The sequence below is a fragment of the Escherichia sp. E4736 genome (genome assembly GCF_005781225.1).
Classification (GTDB): Bacteria; Pseudomonadota; Gammaproteobacteria; order Enterobacterales; family Enterobacteriaceae; genus Escherichia.
Window position 1 is genome coordinate 1 of the sequence record NZ_VATT01000060.1, and the last position, 4485, is coordinate 4485.

Below are 4485 nucleotides of genomic sequence, written 5' to 3' on the forward strand. Positions count from 1 at the left end.
TGTTTCTGGGGGCTACATCAACGGTGAGTTTATGAGTACATTTCCTGAACCATAATTTCTTATGCCAACATTTATAGCTGTAGCCGTTGCGTCTATATACACACCACAACTAACATAGCGCCATTTCCCATTCCCAGCTAAAGGTGCTGTAGAGTCTGTTTGTCCTGCACCATTAACTATAAACATAAGTTTTGACGCTGCTCCCTGGTCATTTACCCACGCACCAAACCATACAAATTTCCCTTTTAGTTCTGGTGATTTGTTGAGGTCTATCGTTCGTCCCCAAACTCTATCTCCTGCCGTAACTAAGAATGAATAATTACCAGCATAAATGTTTTGAGTTTTTATCAATGCTCCTGTCGTTCCAGATGCCGCGTTCCAAAGCAACATATTTCGATCAAGATAGTTAGCAGTTAACTCTCTGTTCGCAATATCTATTAAATGAGCAGTATCAGGGTTTTGTGTCGCTGGATCATAACTTCCAACATACCCTATCGAATTGACCGTATTGTTAGCCAGATACAATCTATCTGTAACTTTAGACGAAAGATTATTACGGTACATTACCAATAAATTGTTTACTTTAGATGCATCCAATAATTGATTATTTTCGATTGTCAGGTTTTTAGCATAGTTTGTGAATATAAAACCATCCTGATTAGGGAGGGAACTGGCGTAACCGATTGCAGTTTGCTGGTTTCCTCGAATCGAAACTGTATCATTAATCTTTGTTACGTCAGGTATTAATGTAAACTCATTAGCAATGAGATGAATATCGGCTTTAATGTTTATAAATTCCGGAGTACCATATGGATATCCACTTTCGCCGTTACGCTCCCAATAGTTATCATCCAAATTAAGTCCCTTAACCCCGAATGACATAAACCCGTATAACTTATTTTGCTCAATATCATTTCCGTTTACACGGACGCTCATACCGCCCTCGGCATACGCCGGAGTAAGCAAGATGCCTCCAGCACCATTACCATAAATACGGTTATTGATGATGTTAAGATTATTACATACCCCACCAATGTTAAGCGCATTTCCTGTGTTTGTTAGCAAACGGCAGCCAATTATATCTATTGAGTAACCATTAATTAAGATAGCGTTACTTGTAGTGCCGGTTACATCTACATTTTCAATTTTGATATGGTTGGCGTTAGGAAAATTTATCCCATTAGCTGAGTAATTATTACCATCTAAGCCAAAGTCTCTAAGCTCACAGAAAGTAATTGGGTCGCTTTGCTGGGTTATGATTGGTTCGTTTGTTCCAGTAGAGAAGATTCTGGACTGATATGCGCCAGCACCTCGTATCATGGTGACAATATTTTTAATCGTTATACCAGGGTCAATAATGAACGTCCCTTCAGGGATAACAATCTCCGTTGGCAACGTAGCATCATCAATGGCTTTCTGGAATGCAGCCTTGTTTTGTGCTCCGCTGTTATCAGCCTTAAATCCATAATCTGATAATGTTCGCACATCAACAGTCAATTTATTGGCTAAAGGGAGTGATGTTGACCCGGTGAATTGTGGATTGTGCATAACTAATGAATCACCAAGAGAGTGATTATCGCTTAGCAATTGACCTTTAAATTGGTCCGGGTCGTATTTAAGCACATTCGGAAAATAAAACTGTTGTACCCCATACGCATCGTACACAGCCATAGAATGGCCTTGCACAGTTACGAACTTCGCAATTTGTCCGTTGTATACCGGATATCCAGCGGTATTTATCACGATAGGCTGCGCAACAGGAACGTAAGATCCGTCTTCATTCTCAATATAAACCTGAATCTGGTTTTCAGGATTTACTGGGTCTTCATCTATTTTACCAATAAAGATTTTGCCATTTGATACAGTTTTAAAAGAACGAGCCATAGTGAACAATTGGCTAGGCATGCTTACCACAACATTTGCGGCGATATCTGACATTTTGTAACTCCAGAGGAAGGATATGATTCAATTTTGATATTATTGAATACCTAAATGGTACTATTGAGTATTTATCCAGTAGGTTACGATGCCGTTCCACCCAACTGGTGAGGCATCAATGATGTACAGCAAATACGACGAAGCGCAGTTTCATTTGAGACTTGCGCATGAACTCCACACCAAAATTAAGCAGCGTGCGAAGATGAATAACAGGTCACTGAACTCAGAGATAATTGCAGCGATTGAAGAATCACTGGCTAAACAAAGCACTGCATCTTTTTACAATGACGATGCTGAGCGTATTGCAGACCAACAATCCGATATGGTAAAGAAAATTGTCTTTGATACGCTCAGAGATTTATATAAAAAAGACTGCAACTAACCATCCGTGGCTTTCCGTTACTTCTGGTTGTCATCACTGTTCATCCAGTACATGATGCCTAGCCTTGATATGGTTTTCTTATCTGATTCTGGAAGTGAGTTGTAAAACGAGCGCCAAGCAGAAGAGCGTCTTACAGTTGTATCAACGATGCTTTCTGGTGCTTGTTTTACTGCCAGCCTTGCTGCTTTCTGGAATTCTGGTGAGCTAATTAGCTTTTCTGCAGATTCCATTGATGCAGCGCCGCCCATCGCCCTGATTTTGCTGGCGACTTTTGCCCCAATTTCTGACCCAGCAACAGCACCTACTGCACTGAACGGTCCTGACACCGTTGAACCAACCGCAGTGCCAATGCGTTGGGCATGGTTAGCAACAAATTCATTTGCCACAGTGACACGATTAAACCGTTTGACGAACTCGTTTAGTCTTCCTGTGGTTATCTCGTAAGATTTTGCGTCTTTGATAGCCTTTGCGACCTTATATACATCGTTCAGACCTGACATAGTCTCTTTTGGTAAATGTCGGGCAAGATTTCGCATTTGTCCGTTTGCTAACATGTTTTGATACCAGTCAGCAAACCCTGCAGGATTAAAATCAGCACCACGTTTTCCGTTCGAAAGCATATCCCGAAGACCTGTTCCCAGTAGCTCGGTTCTTAGCTTCCTGGACGGCGTGTTTTGCATCAATTCACGGAATCCTTTGGCATCGCCTTTCGACATTGCCTGTAGTGCTGTCGTTGCTTTGCGAGAAACATCACCGTTCAGCGTTCTGCCAGTAAGATTAATCATTTGCTCTTCCATACTTTTTCGCATCTGAACAAGCCTCTGAGCAACTTCAAAATCACGTAATGCAATTGTCCCTGACAGCGCCGTCTTTTGATCATCGGCGAGCGAACCGTAAAGCCTCGATAAGGCAGCGCGATCAGCATCTTTATATGGTCCAGAATTCTTATGAAGTGCATCACCAACAAGTCGTCGTTGCTTATTGAGATTTGCATAAGTTAATGCGCCGTTCTTGCCTGGATTAACTGCCTGAAAGACTCTCTTTTCAATAGGGTCAAGGTTTTTCATCCCGCCAAGATCTTCTGCCACCTGTTTGAGCATTGACCTTGTTGATGGCGCATCAATTTTTGCACCTGCAGGCATCGCCTTTTCAACATTGCGATAAAGCTGGTCGCTTCGTTTCATCAGGGCAGACATTCTTCCATTGACCGTATCAATAAACTTGTCGCTCATACCAAGAGCATCTTTTGCACCGGAAGCGCGATCAATTATCTTCCCCGCGCTCTGTGCTAGCTGCCTGATTGCTTCATTTTCCTGCACCTGTAGAGCAGAACCCGCACGGGACTTGATTGCTTGCTCAACAGCCTTGTATTGCTCGTTCCCGGAAAAGTGTGAAGGGAGTAATGAATCAACATTAAGCTTTTCAGCAGACTCCAGAACTTCAGCCTGAGGATTGATATCTAATTCATCAAGCGATGAAGCGAGATTTGGCCTTTTTTGTGCAGCAACTGTGCGAACGACTTCCTCTGGGTTGCTCGTCGCAGGCGTCATTGGTACACCTTGTGCTACTCTTGCCTCTGCGGCATGAACCGCAGGATTTGTTGCTGCAGTGGCATCACCGGAGAATGGTGATGTTTCTGTTGGCGCAGGGGTCGCTCTCTGTGTAGATGTTTTATTACCACTAATTATATTTGATGCGCCACGAACACCACGGGTAACGCCATTTATCAGGCCATGCGTAGCAATGTTAAGTCCGGCATTAATAGCGGTATTTTTGGCAAAATCCCCCTGTTGATTCGCCGCGTCAGCGAGAGAACCAATGACCATGTTTCCAGCTACACCTGCTCCAGGAACAAGATAACCGCCTATTGACTCTCCAGCTTGCGCATACGGATCCGTTGGCCGGTTAACTGGTCTATATACTTCATCAAGAATCTTTGGTCCATCAAAACTCTGAGATGCAGCATTAATGAGACTCGCCCCCCCCTGAAGAACGTCAAAAGGAATATTTACAAATCCTCTTACCGCCTGCTCGGCAATTTGTCCTACGCTTTGCCCACCAGTTAGCCATTCTCCTGCACGCTGCATAAGTGATTTGTCTTGCTGAATGGCATCAGGAGATTGCCTTACTTCCTGCTGTTCTGTCTGCACAGATGGCAATGGATA

The 4485-nt window shown here is 43.2% G+C and carries 2 protein-coding genes and 1 pseudogene; 1 reads left to right on the plus strand and 2 read right to left on the minus strand.

What is annotated here, in order from left to right:
- Nucleotides 1-12 precede the first annotated feature (12 nt).
- Nucleotides 13-1938, minus strand: a complete 1926-nt coding sequence (locus tag FEK46_RS23105; RefSeq protein ID WP_240731156.1) for a phage tailspike protein — start codon at nucleotides 1936-1938, stop codon at nucleotides 13-15.
- A gap of 121 nt (nucleotides 1939-2059) precedes the next feature.
- On the opposite strand from FEK46_RS23105, the gene FEK46_RS23115 reads away from it, so the two are divergent.
- Complete coding sequence (locus FEK46_RS23115) at nucleotides 2060-2320, plus strand: Arc family DNA-binding protein (RefSeq protein WP_135491096.1); 261 nt, start codon at nucleotides 2060-2062, stop codon at nucleotides 2318-2320.
- A gap of 1025 nt (nucleotides 2321-3345) precedes the next feature.
- Here FEK46_RS23115 and FEK46_RS23875 read toward each other — a convergent pair.
- Nucleotides 3346-4485 (minus strand): annotated as a pseudogene (locus FEK46_RS23875) (lytic transglycosylase domain-containing protein); the annotation flags it as partial.

Bases quoted from the DNA above. Each gene is read 5' to 3' on its own strand.
- FEK46_RS23105 (WP_240731156.1), bottom strand. From the start codon at position 1,938: ATGTCAGATATCGCCGCAAATGTTGTGGTAAGCATGCCTAGCCAATTG.
- FEK46_RS23115 (WP_135491096.1), top strand. From the start codon at position 2,060: ATGTACAGCAAATACGACGAAGCGCAGTTTCATTTGAGACTTGCGCAT.